The 14,872-nt window shown below is 63.7% G+C and carries 12 protein-coding genes; all 12 read left to right on the top strand.

What is annotated here, in order from left to right:
• Window positions 1-5 precede the first annotated feature (5 nt).
• Window positions 6-725 carry an NADH-quinone oxidoreductase subunit C gene (locus BM125_RS08490; protein ID WP_092406925.1) on the top strand — a complete coding sequence of 240 codons (720 nt, stop codon included), beginning with the start codon at window positions 6-8 and terminating at the stop codon, window positions 723-725.
• A complete protein-coding gene (locus BM125_RS08485; RefSeq protein ID WP_092406923.1) occupies window positions 725-1,978 on the top strand; it encodes an NADH-quinone oxidoreductase subunit D in 1,254 nt (417 codons plus the stop codon). The genes BM125_RS08490 and BM125_RS08485 overlap by 1 nt, the downstream gene beginning before the upstream one ends.
• 133 nt (window positions 1,979-2,111) lie before the next feature.
• A complete protein-coding gene (nuoE, locus tag BM125_RS08480) occupies window positions 2,112-2,639 on the top strand; it encodes an NADH-quinone oxidoreductase subunit NuoE (protein ID WP_092406921.1) in 528 nt (175 codons plus the stop codon).
• Window positions 2,640-2,641: 2 nt separating this feature from the next.
• Entirely contained in the window at window positions 2,642-3,955 is a 1,314-nt protein-coding gene (nuoF, locus tag BM125_RS08475) for an NADH-quinone oxidoreductase subunit NuoF (protein WP_092406919.1), read from the top strand.
• Between the two features lie 133 nt (window positions 3,956-4,088).
• Window positions 4,089-6,440: an NADH-quinone oxidoreductase subunit NuoG gene (gene nuoG / locus BM125_RS08470; RefSeq protein WP_092406917.1), complete on the top strand. Its 2,352-nt coding sequence runs from the start codon at window positions 4,089-4,091 to the stop codon at window positions 6,438-6,440.
• Window positions 6,437-7,507: an NADH-quinone oxidoreductase subunit NuoH gene (gene nuoH / locus BM125_RS08465; protein WP_092406915.1), complete on the top strand. Its 1,071-nt coding sequence runs from the start codon at window positions 6,437-6,439 to the stop codon at window positions 7,505-7,507. The genes nuoG and nuoH overlap by 4 nt, the downstream gene beginning before the upstream one ends.
• A 25-nt stretch (window positions 7,508-7,532) precedes the next feature.
• Window positions 7,533-8,021 carry an NADH-quinone oxidoreductase subunit NuoI gene (gene nuoI / locus BM125_RS08460; RefSeq protein WP_092406913.1) on the top strand — a complete coding sequence of 163 codons (489 nt, stop codon included), beginning with the start codon at window positions 7,533-7,535 and terminating at the stop codon, window positions 8,019-8,021.
• A gap of 18 nt (window positions 8,022-8,039) precedes the next feature.
• Window positions 8,040-8,654: an NADH-quinone oxidoreductase subunit J gene (locus tag BM125_RS08455; RefSeq protein ID WP_092406911.1), complete on the top strand. Its 615-nt coding sequence runs from the start codon at window positions 8,040-8,042 to the stop codon at window positions 8,652-8,654.
• The gene (gene nuoK, locus BM125_RS08450) at window positions 8,651-8,956 is read left to right on the top strand and encodes an NADH-quinone oxidoreductase subunit NuoK (RefSeq protein ID WP_092406909.1); all 306 of its coding nucleotides are present in this window, start codon (window positions 8,651-8,653) and stop codon (window positions 8,954-8,956) included. The genes BM125_RS08455 and nuoK overlap by 4 nt, the downstream gene beginning before the upstream one ends.
• A 3-nt stretch (window positions 8,957-8,959) precedes the next feature.
• A complete protein-coding gene (nuoL, locus tag BM125_RS08445; RefSeq protein WP_092406907.1) occupies window positions 8,960-11,023 on the top strand; it encodes an NADH-quinone oxidoreductase subunit L in 2,064 nt (687 codons plus the stop codon).
• A gap of 270 nt (window positions 11,024-11,293) precedes the next feature.
• The gene (locus tag BM125_RS08440; RefSeq protein WP_092406905.1) at window positions 11,294-12,802 is read left to right on the top strand and encodes an NADH-quinone oxidoreductase subunit M; all 1,509 of its coding nucleotides are present in this window, start codon (window positions 11,294-11,296) and stop codon (window positions 12,800-12,802) included.
• Window positions 12,803-12,815: 13 nt separating this feature from the next.
• Window positions 12,816-14,264, top strand: a complete 1,449-nt coding sequence (nuoN, locus tag BM125_RS08435; RefSeq protein ID WP_425429608.1) for an NADH-quinone oxidoreductase subunit NuoN — start codon at window positions 12,816-12,818, stop codon at window positions 14,262-14,264.
• Window positions 14,265-14,872: the final 608 nt, after the last annotated feature.

The raw sequence follows: 14,872 nt of genomic DNA, 5'->3' as shown, positions 1-14,872 counted from the left end.
CGGCCATGAGCGAACCCGCATCCCTGGCGCGCCGCCTCGAAGTCCAGCTTGGCCCGAAAGTGGTCAGCAGCATCGAGCGCAAGGGCGAGACGACCATCGAAGTGCTGCCCGAGAACTGGCTTTCCGTGGCGAAAACGCTGCGCGACGATCCGGCCTGGCAGTTCGAGCAGTGCATCGATGTCTGCGGCGTCGACTATCTCAGCTACGGCCAGACCGAATGGGACACCACCGACGTTTCCTCGGAAGGCTTCTCGCGCGGCGTCGAAGGCAAGGGCGCCGGTCGCTTCAGCTGGGCCGAGCGGCCACGCGACACGAACATTCCGCGTCGCTTCGCGGTGGTCGTCCATCTGCTCTCGATCGCGCACAACCAGCGCCTGCGCATGCGTGCGTTCTGCGAGGACGATGACGTTCCCACGGTGCCTTCGCTGGTGGAAGTCTGGCCCGCAGTCAATTGGTTCGAGCGCGAGGCCTTCGACCTGTTCGGCATCGTCTTCGAGGGCCATCCGGACCTTCGCCGCATCCTCACCGACTACGGTTTCGTGGGCCATGCCTTCCGCAAGGATTTCCCGCTGATCGGCAATGTCGAGGTTCGCTACGACCCGGAAAAGAAGCGCGTGGTCTACGAACCGGTGTCGATCGAGCCGCGTGTGCTCGTGCCACGCACGATCCGCGACGATTCGCGCTACGAGCAGGCCATGGCGGAGCGCGAGGCAGGGGCGAAGTAATGGAAGAGATCCGCAACTACACGATGAATTTCGGCCCGCAGCACCCTGCTGCGCATGGCGTGTTGCGCCTTGTCCTCGAGATGGACGGCGAGACCGTGGTCCGCGCCGATCCGCACATCGGGCTGCTCCATCGCGGCACCGAGAAGCTCGCCGAATCGAAGCCCTACAACCAGTCGATCGGCTACATGGATCGCCTCGACTATGTTTCGATGATGTGCAACGAGCACGCCTACGTGCGCGCCATCGAGAACCTGCTCGGCGTCGAGGTGCCGGAGCGCGCGCAGTGGATCCGCACGATGTTCGACGAGATCACGCGCATCCTCAATCACCTGATGTGGATCGGTTCGAACGCGCTCGATCTCGGCGCCATGGCCGTGTTCCTGTATGCGTTCCGCGAACGTGAAGAGCTGATGGACTGCTATGAAGCGGTTTCCGGCGCACGCATGCATGCCACCTACTATCGCCCAGGCGGCGTCTATCGCGATCTGCCCGCGCAGATGCCCAAGTACAAGGAGTCGCGCTGGCACAAGGGCAACGATCTTAAGCGTTTCAACCAGTGGCGCGAAGGCTCGATGCTCGACTACCTCGAGTCGTTCTGCGCGGACTTCCCGGGCAAGGTTGACGAATACGAGGAACTGCTCACCGGCAACCGGATCTGGAAGCAGCGCACGGTCGACATCGGCGTCGTGCCGCCGGACCTAGCCAGGGCCTGGGGCATGACCGGGCCGATGCTTCGCGGTTCCGGCATTGCCTGGGACCTGCGCAAGAAGCAGCCCTATGCGAAATACGCCGAAGTCGATTTCGACATTCCGGTCGGCGTCAACGGCGACTGCTACGACCGCTACCTCGTGCGCGTCGAGGAGATGCGCCAGTCCAACCGAATCATCCAGCAGTGCGTGGCGTGGCTGAAGGCAAACCCGGGCCCGGTCATCGTGCAGAACTACAAGGTCGCACCGCCGAAGCGCGAGGAGATGAAGGAGGACATGGAAGCCCTCATCCACCACTTCAAGCTGTTCACCGAAGGCTACTGCGTACCGGCCGGCGAGACCTACGCCGCGGTCGAGGCGCCGAAGGGCGAATTCGGCTGCTATCTGATTTCCGACGGCGCCAACAAGCCGTTCCGCTGCAAGCTCCGCGCCCCGGGCTTCGCCCACCTCTCGTCGATGGACACGGTCGTGCGCGGCCACATGCTCGCCGACGTCGTGGCCATGATCGGCACGTACGATGTGGTGTTCGGGGAGATAGATCGGTGAGTACGGGAATGGGGAATGGAGAATGGGGAATGGTTGGAGAGGTAACTCGCGCCAGCCCGAGCTCCCGTGCCCAATCCCGAGGTCCCGCTTTCCCATTCTCCATTCTCCATTCTCCATTCCCGGCTTCCAACCCATGAAACCCACCGGCACCTACAACCAGATCAAGGACGTCGATCCGCTGGCGTTGCTGACTTCGCATACGCGCGAGCACATCGATGCGTGGGTGGCCAAGTTTCCGCCTGATCGCAAGCGCTCGGCGTTGATCCAGGCGCTGTTCGTGACCCAGGAGCAGAATGGCGGTTTCCTGACCGACGAACTGATCGTCGCCGTCGCGCGCTATCTCGACCTGCCCCAGGTGTGGGCATTCGAGGTGGCCAGTTTCTATTCGATGTTCGAGACCACGCCGGTCGGCCGCAACAATGTCGCGATCTGCACCAATATCTCGTGCTGGCTGAACGGTGCCGAAGAGCTCGTCCGCCATTGCGAGAAGAAGCTCGGCGTCAGACTCGGCGAAAGCAGCGCGGATGGGCGCATCTACCTCAAGCGCGAGGAAGAATGCCTGGCCGCCTGCTGCGGCGCGCCGATGATGGTGGTCAACGGCCACTACCACGAGAACCTCGATACCGCGAAGGTCGACAAGATCCTCGACGCACTGGAATAACCATGGCATTCGGACCCGCTCCCAAGGACCACCAGGTCGTTTACACCACGCTGCACTTCGAGCAGCCGTGGACGCTCGAGAACTATCTCAAGGTCGACGGCTACCAGGCCTGGAAGAAGATCCTGGCCGAAAAGCCCGATCCGGCCACGATCATCGACGAGCTCAAGAACAGCGCCCTGCGCGGCCGCGGCGGCGCGGGTTTCCCGACCGGGCTGAAGTGGTCGTTCATGCCGCGCAATGCGCCGGGCCAGAAATACATCCTGTGCAATTCCGACGAATCCGAACCGGGGACCTGCAAGGATCGCGACATCCTGCGTTTCAATCCGCATGCCGTGATCGAGGGGCTCGCGATCGCCTGTTATGCGACCGGTTCGACGGTCGCCTACAACTACCTGCGTGGCGAGTTCCACCACGAGCCCTTCGAGCATTTTGAGTTGGCCCTGAAGGCCGCCTATGGGGCCGGCCTGCTCGGCAAGAACATCGGCGGCTCGGGCATCGATGTCGACATCCATACCGCGCTCGGCGCCGGCGCCTACATCTGTGGCGAAGAGACCGCGATGATGGAGTCGCTCGAAGGCAAGAAGGGGCAGCCGCGATTCAAGCCGCCATTCCCGGCCAACTTCGGCCTCTACGGCAAGCCGACCACGATCAACAACACCGAGACCTACGCCTCGGTGCCGGCGATCCTGCGCAAGGGCGCGAGCTGGTTCCTCAATATCGGCAAGCCGAACAACGGCGGCCCGAAGATCTTTTCGGTGTCCGGCCACGTGGCGAAACCCGGCAACTACGAGATCCCGCTCGGCACGCCGTTCGCCGAGTTGCTCGAGATGGCCGGTGGCATGCGCAATGGCGCCAAGCTCAAGGCCGTGATCCCGGGCGGCTCGTCGATGCCGGTGCTGCCGGGCGAGACGATGATGGGCATCACGATGGACTACGACGCGATCCAGAAAGCCGGCTCCGGCCTCGGCTCAGGCGCGGTCGTCGTGATGGATGAATCCACCTGCATGGTCCGCGCCTGCCAGCGCATCGCGCGCTTCTACTACGCCGAATCCTGCGGCCAGTGCACGCCCTGCCGCGAAGGCACCGGCTGGATGTACCGCATGCTCACCCGCATCGTCGAAGGAAAGGCCGAACTCGGCGATCTCGATACGCTGAAAGCCGCCGCCGGACAGATCGAAGGCCACACCATCTGCGCCTTCGGCGAGGCCGCTGCCTGGCCGGTGCAGGGCTTCCTGCGCCATTACTGGCACGAGTTCGAGTATTTCATTGTGAACGGCAGGTCGATGGTCGAGGCTTCGATGGAGGCTGCAGCATGATGTCGTTCGCCGTACTCACGACATGGGATTCGGGATTCGGGATTCGGGATTCGGCAAAGCGAAGCCGCAAGCCCAGGCTCTTTCGAATCCCCAATCCCGAATCCCGAATCCCGGCTTCGACAGGAGCCCAGGCATGAGCGCCCAGCCGATCACAACCGACGTGCCACCGGATCACGTCACCATCGAGATCGACGGCCAGCAGACGTTTGCGCCGAAGGGTTCGATGATCATCCAGGCGGCCGATCGCATCGGCGTGCCGATTCCGCGTTTCTGCTACCACGAGAAGCTGCCGATCGCGGCCAATTGCCGGATGTGCATGGTCGAGGTCGAAATGGGCGGCCGGCCGATGCCGAAGCCGCAACCGGCATGCGCGACGCCGGTGGCCGACGGCATGAAGATCTTCACCCAGTCGCAGCGCGCCTTGTCCGCGCAGCGCAACGTGATGGAGTTCCTGCTGATCAATCATCCGCTCGACTGCCCGATCTGCGACCAGGGCGGCGAGTGCGAACTGCAGGACCTGTCGATGGGCTATGGCCGCTCGGTCAGCCGCTTCGTCGAACGCAAGCGCACGATTCCCGACGAGAACCTCGGTCCGCTGGTCGAAACCGAGATGACCCGCTGCATCCAGTGCACGCGCTGCATTCGCGTGATGTCCGAGGTTGCCGGTACCTACGAACTTGGTGGCATGGAGCGCGGCGAGCGCCTGCAGATCGGAACCTATGTCGGCAAGCCGCTGATGAGCGAGCTTTCGGGCAACGTCATCGATGTCTGCCCGGTCGGGGCCCTGACCAACAAGCCGTTCCGTTTCAAGGCGCGGGCCTGGGAGCTGATCGCGCGCGAATCGATCGGCTACCACGATGCGCTCGGCTCGAATCTGTGGCTGCACACGCGCCGCGGCGAGGTGCTGCGCTCGGTGCCGCGCGACAACGAGGCGATCAACGAATGCTGGCTGTCCGATCGCGATCGTTACAGCCACGAGGGCCTGAAGGCCGCGGACCGCGCCACGATGCCGATGATCCGCAGGAATGGCGAGCTGGTCGAGACGACCTGGGCCGAAGCCCTGGCCTTCGTCGCCGATCTGCTGCGCGAATCGGGCGGTGATGTCGGCGCCCTGGTCGCGCCGCTGACCTCGAGCGAGGAAGGTCATCTGCTCGCACGCCTGCTGCGCGGCCTCGGCAGCGACGCCATCGACCATCGCCTTCGCCAGACCGATTTTTCCGATGCGCCACGGGCCACCGCCTTCGAGACCCCGTTCGCCGCCCTCGAAAAGGCCGGCGCGGTACTGCTGATCGGCTGCCATCCGCGCAACGAACTGCCCTTGCTCAATCACCGCCTGCGCAAGGCGGCCAGGGCCGGGGCCAGGGTATACGTCATCAATCCGCTCGACCTCGAATTCAATTTCGACGTGGCCGGCAAGCACATCGCCAAGCCACACGCGATGGTCGACTTCGTGCTCGGTCTGGCCCGCGCGGCCAACGATGCCGGTCACTTGCCAGCGTCGTCATCGCTGGCCAAGGAACTGACTCGCGCCACCGCCAATGAGTCGGCCAAGGACTGGATCGCCGGGCTCAGCGATGCTGGCGTCTCCGCCGTCATTCTCGGCGAGGTCGCCGTGCAGCATGCGGAGGCGTCCTGGTTGCGCGCCGCGGCGAAGTTCATCGCGCGCGTGACCGGCTCGGGCTTCAATGAGATTCCGGCCGGGGCCAACGCGATCGGCCTGGCCGACGCCGGGCTCGCGCCGCAGAAGGACGGCCGCGATGTCGCCGCGATGCTGGCCAGTCCTCCGAAGAACCTGATCGTCTATCAGGCCGGCTCGGCCGATTTCGCCGAGCCTTCGGCTTTCGAGAAGGCGCGAAGCGAGGCTGGGTTCTACGTCTACATGGGCGCGTATGCCTGTGCCGGCGTGCGCAGCAAGGCACACGCCGTGTTGCCGATCGGCCTGCCGCCCGAAATCGACGCGAGCTACACCAATATCGACGGAACGGTGCAGACTCTCAGCGCGGCAGCCCGCTTGCCGGGCGACGCACGGCCGGGCTGGAAAGTGCTGCGCGCACTCGGATCTGCCCTCGCGCTCGATGGATTCGGCTTCACCGAGATCGACGAGGTCCGCGCGCAGATGGGCAAGGCGCCGATCGCGACCGGCGCCGGCGATGCCGAACCGCGCACGTCGCCCGCCAGTTCTCCGTACACGTTCGAGCGCATCACGACGACGGCCATCTATCGCGCCGACGCGGTCCTGCGCCGCTCGCCGGCACTCAATGCGCATCCGCTCACGCGGGGTGCCATGGCCATCCTGAATCCGGTCGATGCCGGCAAGCTGGGCCTGCAGGGTGGTGATCGCGTTCGCGTCGAGGACACGGTCCTGCCTGCGGCAAGCGATGCGGCCGTGCCGGAAGGGGCGGTATGGATCGAGGCAGGCTACGCCGAGGTGGCCGGCCTGCCGGGCCCTGGCGCGGCGCTGACGATTGCGAGGGCTTCGGCATGATCGATTCGATGCGCGACACCCTGTTCGGCTACGGGGACACCGGGATCGTCGTCTGGACCGTGCTCAAGATTCTCGCCATCGCCGTGCCGGTGATCATCGCCGTCGCGATGTTCGTCTATTGGGAACGCAAGGTGATCGGCTGGATGCACGTGCGCATGGGGCCGAACCAGATCGGTCCGCTCGGCCTGCTGCAGGCTTTTGCCGACGTCTTCAAGCTGTTGTTCAAGGAAGTCATCCTGCCGGCCAATTCGAACAAGGTGCTGTACTACCTGGCCCCGATGATCGCCCTGGTCCCGGCCTTCGCCGCCTGGTCGGTGATTCCGTTCGACGCAGGACTGGTCCTGGCCAACGTCAATGTCGGCCTGCTCCTGTTGCTGGCGATGACCTCGCTCGGCGTCTACGGCATCATCCTCGCCGGCTGGGCCTCGAACTCGCGCTACGCGATGCTCGGCGCAATGCGCGCCGCGGCGCAGACCGTGTCCTACGAGATCGCCATGGGTTTCGCCCTGGTCAGCGTCATGATCATGACCGGCAGCCTGAACCTCACCGACATCGTACTTGCCCAGCAGGGCAGCAAGGGCTTTTTCGACTGGTACTGGCTGCCGCTGCTGCCGATGTTCGTGATCTACTTCATCTCCGGCGTGGCCGAAACCAACCGTGCGCCGTTCGACGTGGCCGAGGGCGAATCCGAGATCGTCGCCGGCTTCCACGTCGAGTACTCCGGCTCGGCGTTCGCGATCTTCTTCCTCGCCGAATACGCGAACATGATCCTGATCGCGTTCCTCGCCTCGGTCCTGTTCATGGGCGGCTGGCTGAGTCCGCTGCAGGGCTGGATCAACGCCGACGTACCATGGGTCGACTGGCTCTGGAAGGGCGGCTGGCAGTGGACCTTCATCAAGGCGTTCATGTTTTCCTTCTTCTACCTGTGGTTCCGCGCCTCGTTCCCGCGCTATCGCTACGACCAGATCATGCGCCTGGGCTGGAAGGTGTTCATCCCGATCACGATCGTCTGGGTCGTGGCCGCGGCCTGCATGAAGTACTACGGCATCGTCACCATCGGCGCATGAACGAGCCAGGACCCCAAGCCAAGCCATGAACAGAGTCACTCACTATTTCAAGAGTCTGCTGCTGCTGGAGCTACTGGCCGGCATGTGGCTGACCCTCCGCTACATGTTCAAGCCGAAGTACACGATGCGCTACCCGGAAGAACACATTCCGAAGTCGAATCGGTTCCGCGGCCTGCACGCCTTGCGTCGCTATCCGAATGGCGAAGAGCGTTGCATCGCCTGCAAGCTCTGCGAGGCGGTCTGCCCGGCGCTCGCGATCACGATCGATTCGGAAATGCGCGAGGACGGCACGCGCCGCACGACGCGCTACGACATCGACCTGTTCAAGTGCATCTACTGCGGTTTCTGCGAGGAATCCTGCCCGGTCGATTCGATCGTCGAGACGCACCTGCACGAATACCACTTCGAGAAGCGCGGCGAGAACGTCGTCAGCAAGATCCAGCTGCTGGCCATCGGCGATCGCTACGAGGGCGAGATCGCCGCGGCGCGCGCCCAGGATGCGGCATTCCGATGAGCGGCCACGGAGAATCCGATGACATTTGAACTGGTCTGCTTCTACTTCTTCGGCGCGGTCGCCGCGCTGGCTGCGCTGGCCGTGATCAGCGTGAAGAATCCGGTCGTCGCCGCGCTGAACCTGGTCCTGACCTTCTTCTCGATGGCTTGCGTATGGCTGCTCGCCCAGGCCGAGTTCCTCGCCGTCGCCCTGGTCCTCGTCTACGTCGGCGCGGTCATGGTCCTGTTCCTGTTCGTGGTCATGATGCTCGACGTCGACTTCGCCCCGGTGCGTGAAGGCTTCGTGCGCTTCCTGCCGGTCGGCATCGTGGTCGCCGTGGTCATGCTGGTCGAGATGCTGATGATGATCGGCGTACGCAGCCTGCAGGTGCCTGTGAGCGCCGATCCCGCCGCGCTGGCCGGCATGTCCAACATGGGTTGGCTCGGGCGCACATTGTTCCGCGACTTCCTGCTCCCGTTCGAGGTTGCCGCACTGATTCTTACCGTGGGCCTGATCGCGGCCATCCCGCTGACGCTGCGCAAGCGCAGCGGCATCAAGACCCAGAATCCGGGCCGCCAGGTCATGGTCAAGCGCGAGGATCGCATCCGTCTGGTCAAGATGGACGCGGTCAAGAAAGGGGAGGCGACACCGTGATTACCCTGGCCCACTTCCTCACCCTCGGCGCGGTGCTGTTTTGCATCGCCGTGGCCGGTATCTTCATCAACCGCAAGAACGTGATCGTCCTGCTCATGTGCATCGAGCTCATGCTGCTCGCGGTCAACACGAACTTCGTTGCGTTCTCGCGCTTCCTCGGCGATCCGTCGGGTCAGGTCTTCGTTTTCTTCATCCTGACCGTGGCCGCGGCCGAGGCGGCGATCGGCCTCGCCATCCTCGTCGTCCTGTTCCGCAATCGCGCGACGATCGACGTGACCGACATCGACACGCTCAAGGGCTGACCCATGACGCTCGACAAAAACCTCCTGCTCGTGATCGTCCTGGCGCCCCTGGTCGGCGCGGTGATCGCAGGCCTGTTCGGCAAGCGAGTCGGCCGCGTTGGCGCGCATGGCGTGACCATCGTCGGCGTCGCCCTGAGCTGCGCGCTGTCGATGCACGTGCTCTACCAGCTGGTCTGGGGCGGCGCCGAGACCTTCAACGAGAACCTCTACACCTGGTTCCAGGTCGGCAGCACCAGCGCAAACATCGGATTCCTGATCGACCGACTGACCGCGATGATGATGGTCGTGGTGACCTTCGTCTCGCTGATGGTGCACGTCTACACGATCGGCTACATGGCCGACGACGACGGCTACCAGCGCTTCTTCAGCTACATCGCGCTGTTCACCTTCTCGATGCTCATGCTGGTCATGAGCAACAATTTCCTGCAGCTGTTCTTCGGCTGGGAAGCAGTCGGCCTGGTTTCCTATCTGCTGATCGGTTTCTGGTTCAAGCGCCCGACCGCGATCTTCGCCAACATGAAGGCGTTCATCGTCAACCGGGTCGGCGACTTCGGCTTCCTGCTCGGTATCGCCGGCGTGCTGATGTGGTTCGGCGGCTCGCTGGACTACGGTACGGTGTTCGCGCACGCACAGGATCCAGCCATCGACATGGGCGCGCGTTCGGTCGAGCTGATCGCCGGGCACCCGTGGCAGGTGGCCACGGTCGTCTGCATCTGCCTGTTCATCGGCGCCATGGGCAAGTCGGCCCAGGTTCCGCTGCATGTCTGGCTGCCCGACTCGATGGAAGGTCCGACCCCGATCTCGGCCCTGATCCACGCTGCGACCATGGTCACCGCCGGCATCTTCATGGTCGCGCGCATGTCGCCGCTGTTCGAACTGAGCGAGACAGCGCTGACCTTCGTGCTTGTGATCGGCGCAACCACGGCCCTGTTCACCGGCCTGATCGGCGTCGTCCAGAACGACATCAAGCGCGTGGTCGCTTATTCGACCCTGTCCCAACTCGGCTACATGACCGTTGCCCTCGGCGTCTCGGCCTATTCGGCCGGTGTGTTCCACCTGATGACCCATGCCTTCTTCAAGGCCCTGCTGTTCCTCGGCGCCGGTTCGGTCATCATCGCCATGCACCACGAGCAGGACATGCGCCACATGGGCGGCCTGCGCAAATACATGCCGGTGACCTGGATCACGATGTGGATCGGTTCGCTGGCCCTGGCCGGGGCGCCGGGCTTCGCCGGTTTCTACTCGAAGGATGCGATCATCGAGGCGGTCGGCGAGTCGCATCGCGTTGGCGCCGGCTACGCCTATTTCTGCGTGCTTGCCGGCGTATTCATCACCGCCTTGTACAGCTTCCGCCTGCTCTACATGACCTTCCATGGCAAGGAACGTTTCGTCGTCGAGCACGCAGGGCACGCCCATGGTCATGAGCACCATGCCGATCATGACGAGCACGGCCACCATGCGCCCGGTCACCTCGAGCATGCGCCGAAGGAGTCGCCGTGGGTGGTTACCCTGCCACTCGTGCTACTGGCGATTCCATCTGTCGTGATCGGCTTCCTGACTATCGGTTCGATGCTGTTCGGCGATTATTTCGGCCAGGCCATCTTCGTGCGCGAAGCCAACAATGTGCTCGGCGAACTCGGCCATGAATTCCACGGTGCGCTGGCCATGGCACTGCACGGGTTCTCGCAGCCGCCGTTCTGGATTGCACTCGCCGGTTTTGCCACCGCCACCTGGATCTGGCTGTTCCAGCCGTCCGTGGCCGACAAGGCCGAGAACGCATTGCGTCCGCTGCATACCCTGCTGGCCAACAAATACTGGTTCGACAGCCTCTACCAGGCGGTCTTCGCGCGCGGCGGCGTCGCCCTCGGCCGCGGCCTCTGGCGCGGCGGCGACGCCGGCCTGATCGACCGCGCCATCGACGGTTCCGCCAGCTTCATCGATCAACTGTCTGCCATCGTTCGCCGGGTCCAGTCCGGCTATCTCTACCACTATGCGTTCGCGATGATCCTCGGCCTGATCCTGCTGCTCGGCGGATCGTGGTGGCTGTTCACGCGCATCGCCGCCTGATTCAACCCGCACTATTCATGAACGTCGCAGGAAAACGCCGAAATGTTTGATAGGGCAATGCAAGTCGTAAATCACTTGGCTTCGACAAAATATACGGCTGCGTTTCCCTGCTGGCACGGCCCTCGCGGGTCTTTTGCTGCGATCGCGGCGTTGCTTGTCGCCGCAATGGGCCCACCATTCCGGCTCCGCGCGCCTTGCGCTCGCCACAAAATCCTCCGCGATCATCCGCGCCCGTTCATGAATAGTGTGGGTTAGGGAATGACAACCACCATGGCTCAATGGCCACTTCTCAGCGTACTGATCTGGTTGCCGATTGCCGGTGCCATCCTCGTCCTCGCGCTCGGCCGCGATCCGCGCGTCGCGCGCTGGCTCAGCGTGCTCGTTGCGCTGGCGACCCTGGCCGCCAGCATTCCGCTCTATCTCGGCTACGACGCACCCGCCGGCGGCATGCAGTTCATCGAGTCGCATGCCTGGATCGATGCGCTGAAGGTCCACTACGCGCTGGCCGCCGACGGCATTTCGGTCGCCCTGATCGTGCTGACCACGTTCACCAGCGTGCTCGTGATCATCGGTTCGTGGGGGCCGATCGACAAGCGCGTTTCGCAGTACATGGCGGCCATGCTCGCGCTCGAGGGCATGCTGATCGGCGTCTTCGCGGCGACCGATGCGCTGCTGTTCTACGTGTTCTTCGAAGCCATGCTGATTCCGATGTTCATCATCATCGGCATTTGGGGTGGCCCGCGCCGCGTCTACGCGACCCTGAAGTTCTTCATCTACACCTTCCTCGGCTCGATCTTCATGCTGATCGGGCTGATCTACCTGCACATGAAGACTGGCGAGTTCTCGCTGCAGGCCTTCGCCCAGGCCCCGCTCGGCCCAAGCGAGCAGGCCTGGCTGTTCTTCGCCTTCCTGATCGCCTTCGCGATCAAGGTGCCGATGTGGCCGGTGCACACCTGGCTGCCCGACGCCCACGTCGAGGCGCCGACCGGTGGCTCGGTGATCCTGGCCGCGATCATGCTCAAGGTCGGCGGCTATGGCTTCATCCGGTTCTCGCTGCCAATCACGCCCGATGCCTCGCAGGAGTACGCCTGGGTCGTGATCGCGATGTCCCTGGTCGCGGTGGTCTATATCGGCTACGTCGCCCTGGTCCAGGACGACATGAAGAAGCTGATCGCCTATTCCTCGATCGCCCACATGGCCTTCGTCACCCTGGGCCTGTTCATCGCCCTCGCCCTGGTTCGCGTGCACGGCAACCCCGATGCGGCGCGCCTCGGCGTGCAGGGCGCGATGGTGCAGATGATCTCGCACGGATTCGTCTCGGGCGCGATGTTCTCGTGCATCGGCGTGCTCTACGACCGCCTGCATTCGCGCATGATCCGCGACTACGGCGGCGTCGTGAACGTGATGCCATGGTTCGGCGCGTTCTTCGTGCTGTTCGCCATGGCCAATTGCGGGCTGCCGGGCACCAGCGGCTTCGTCGGTGAATTCATGGTCATCCTGGCCGCGTTCCAGGACAACTTCTGGATCGCCGCAGTCGCGGCTTTCACCCTGATCATCGGTGCGGCCTACACGCTGTGGCTGGTCAAGCGCGTGATCTTCGGCGAAGTGACCAATCCGAAAGTGGCCAAGTTCGAGGATCTCGATGCACGCGAATGGATTGTGCTCGGATCGTTCGCGGCGGCGGTGCTGGCCGTCGGCGTGTATCCGAAGCCATTGACCGACCTGATGGACAGCTCGGTGTTGCAGATCGTCAACGCGCTGATGCTGAGCAAGGCCTGAGACCCCAACGATGATGTCATTCAATCCCAACGACCTGGTCGCGATTCTTCCCGAGCTGATCCTGCTCGGAGCGACCTGCGCGATCCTGCTGATCGATCTGTTCCTCAAGCCGAGCCAGCGCGATGTCACGCACTGGATGTCGATCGCGGCCCTGGCGGTTTCGGCATGCTTCGTCTGGCAGGGCGCGCCGGCGGCAGGGCAGGGCCTGAGCGCGTTCAATGGCATGTTCCTGCATGACGGCATCAGCGTCGTCCTCAAGCAGTTCGTCCTGCTGATGAGCGGCCTGAGCCTTTTCTACGGCCGCAATTACATGCGCGAGCGCCAGTTGCTGATCGGCGAGTACTACCTGCTGATCCTGTTCGCGACCCTGGGCATGATGCTGCTGGTCTCGGCCGGCAGCCTGATCAGCGCCTACCTGGGCCTCGAATTGCTGGCCCTGTCGTCCTACGCCCTGGTCGCGCTGAATCGTGATTCGTCGGTTTCCGCCGAAGCGGCGATCAAGTATTTCGTGCTCGGTGCGCTGGCCTCGGGCCTGCTGCTGTACGGCATGTCGATGATCTACGGCGCCACCGGCACGCTTGATCTGGCCCGCATCAGCGCCTCGATCGGTCAAGTTGAGCATCCGGGCTGGCTGGCCTTCGGCCTGATCTTCCTGATCGCCGGCATCGCCTTCAAGCTCGGTGCCGCCCCATTCCACATGTGGCTGCCCGACGTCTACCAGGGCGCCCCGACCGCGATCACCGTATTCATCGGCTCGGCGCCCAAACTGGCGGCCTTCGGCCTGGCCTACCGCCTGCTTGAAGGCGGGCTCGGCGGCCTCAGCGAACACTGGACCCTGATGCTGGCCATCCTTTCGGTGTTCTCGCTGGCGATCGGCAACCTGTTCGCGATCGCCCAGAGCAATCTCAAGCGCATGCTCGCCTATTCGACGATTTCGCACGTCGGCTTCCTGCTGCTCGGTTTCGTTGGCGCTTCGCCCGCGGGTTTCTCGGCTGCGATGTTCTACGCGATCAGCTATTCACTGACCGCAGCGGTCGCGTTCGGCATGATCGGCCTGCTTGCGCGCAAGGGATTCGAGTGCGAGGAAATCGAGGACTTCAAGGGCCTCAACCAGCGCAGCCCCTGGTACGCCGGAATCATGGCGATCGCCATGTTCTCGCTGGCCGGCGTGCCGCCGCTGTTCGGTTTCTTCGCCAAGCTGCTGGTGCTCAAGGCCGCCATCGACGCCGGCTTCCTCTGGCTCGCCATCGTCGCGATCGTGTTCGCGATCATCGGCATCTACTACTACCTGCGCGTGGTCAAGGTCATGTACTTCGACTCGGCAGCCGATGCCTCGGCTCTGCCGCTGCCGAGCGACGTGCCCCTGCGCTGGGTGATCTCATTGAATGGCCTGGCGCTGATCGTGCTCGGGTTCGCCTGGGGGCCGTTGTTCGACTGGTGCAATCGGGCCTTTGGCATCTAGTTTCACTCTGCCCGGACCGGTTGCCGGCGAGCGAGTCACACCGATTCCACTGTAGGAGCGCCTCCAGGCGCGATGCTCTCCTGCACGGTCCGAACTTCTACATCGTCGTCCTTGCTCTTCGACAGGCTCAGGACAGGCCGGACTTCGTCCGGGCCGTGACCCAGTGACTGTGCTTTTCGCTCTGTTCGACATCGCTTCGCGGCGCATTCTTGGGTTAGGAGCAGAGCTTTCACTCGCCTTCGGCGAGCGAGTTACTTCTCTTTGCGTGGCCAAAGAGAAGTAACCAAGAGAAAGGCCACCCCGATGCAGCGGTCTCCGGGCATCCTGCCCTGCGACTTCGCGCAGCGGCTCCGGGGTTGGCTGACAGTCCATCCCTGGACTGGCAGCCAACTGGCTCGCATCCTTGCGAGCCACCCTTCGGGCCTTTTCTCCGCCGCTGGTCCACTGCATAGGGGCCCCATCCACTGCGCATCCTGCGCAGCCAAGACGAAGCAGACTCCCGCAAGCCTGCGGATGCGGCTTCGTCTCTGCTCTTGAACTTCCTTCTCCCGCTTTGCGGGAGACCAAACGGCAGGACTGCCGTTTTGCGCAGCGAATGCTGCCCGCAG

The sequence above is a fragment of the Dokdonella immobilis genome, assembly GCF_900115085.1.
Lineage (GTDB): Bacteria > Pseudomonadota > Gammaproteobacteria > Xanthomonadales > Rhodanobacteraceae > Dokdonella > Dokdonella immobilis.
The sequence above is the reverse complement of the archived record's forward strand: the minus strand, read 5'-3'. Positions and strand labels throughout refer to the sequence as shown.